The 1,300-nt window shown below is 68.5% G+C and carries 1 protein-coding gene; it reads left to right on the top strand.

Features of this window, described 5'->3' with window-relative positions:
• The first annotated feature begins 45 nt into the window (after positions 1-45).
• The gene (locus tag E1291_RS41405) at positions 46-1,266 is read left to right on the top strand and encodes an IS30 family transposase (protein WP_131743472.1); all 1,221 of its coding nucleotides are present in this window, start codon (positions 46-48) and stop codon (positions 1,264-1,266) included.
• Positions 1,267-1,300 lie beyond the last annotated feature (34 nt).

Raw genomic sequence — 1,300 nt, 5'->3', positions numbered from 1 at the left:
GGCGGATTCGAGGAGTCGTCGCAACATCCCTGACCAGGGAGTGCGATGGCCTTCGAGATTCGTCTGAACCGCAAGCCGCAGGGGCGTAAGGCCCTGGTCCGTGAGCGGGAGGAATACTTCCGGCTCATGGACCAGGGCTTCAGCAGTACTGAGGCGTGCCGGATCGTCGGTATCAACCGTCGGACCGGCAAGGAGTGGCGGAACGGGCGGCTTGCCTCGGCCGGCCACACCGCCAGGGCACCGGTCGTCCGGCCGGGTCCTCAGGACGGTCCCACCCGCTACCTGCGTGAAGACGAGCGCGTCCACATCGCCGACCGGCTGCGGGAAGGGGCGTCCCTGCGCGCCATCGCGGCCGAGCTGGGCCGCAGCCCGTCGACCGTCAGCCGTGAAGTGCGGCGTAATCGGCACCCGGTCAGTGGGCAGTACCGGCCGCACGCCGCCCAGGCCCGCGCCGACGCCCGCCGGCCGCGTCCCAAGCCCGGGAAGATCGGCCTGAATCCCGAGCTGAGGGACTACGTCCAGCGGCACCTGGGCAGACGATGGAGTCCGGAGCAGATCTGTCAGCAGCTCCGCCGAGACTTCCCCGGCCGCCCGGAGATGCATGTGACGCACGAGACGATCTATCAGGCCCTCTACGTGCAAGGACGCGGTGAGCTGCGCCGTGAGCTGACCAGGGCGCTGCGCACCGGACGCGCGCTGCGGCGGCCCCGCCGCCAGGCCCGGCAGCGCCAGCCGCGGATGGCCCAGCAGATGGTGATGATCAGCGAGCGCCCTGCCGAGGTCGCTGACCGCGCGGTCCCCGGCCACTGGGAGGGGGACTTGATCATCGGCAAGAACAACCGCTCGGCCATCGGGACCCTGGTGGAGCGTTCAACCCGCTATGTCACTCTGCTGCATCTGCCCCAAGGCCGCGCCCCGGAGCTGGTCCGCGACGCCCTGGTCGAAGCCGCCATGTCTCTGCCGCAGCACCTGAGGCGCTCGCTGACCTGGGATCAAGGCACTGAGATGCACCTGCACCATGAGTTCACCATCGCCACCGACATCCCGGTCTACTTCTGCGATCCGGCAAGTCCCTGGCAGCGCGGCTCGAACGAGAACACCAACGGCCTGCTGCGCCAATACTTCCCCAAGGGCACCGATCTATCGGACCACACCCGCGACGACCTGGACGCCGTCGCCGCCGAACTCAACTCCCGGCCACGCAAAACGCTCGGCTGGGAAACCCCAGCCGAGCGTCTCGCTAAGCTCCTCACACCAGCCAGTTGATCAACCGGTGTTGCGATCACCCCTAGAACCCAAG

Origin of the sequence: Actinomadura roseirufa (assembly GCF_900659635.1) — a bacterium.
Classification (GTDB): Bacteria; Actinomycetota; Actinomycetes; order Streptosporangiales; family Streptosporangiaceae; genus Spirillospora; species Spirillospora roseirufa.
This window is presented reverse-complemented; position numbering and strand designations above follow the sequence as displayed.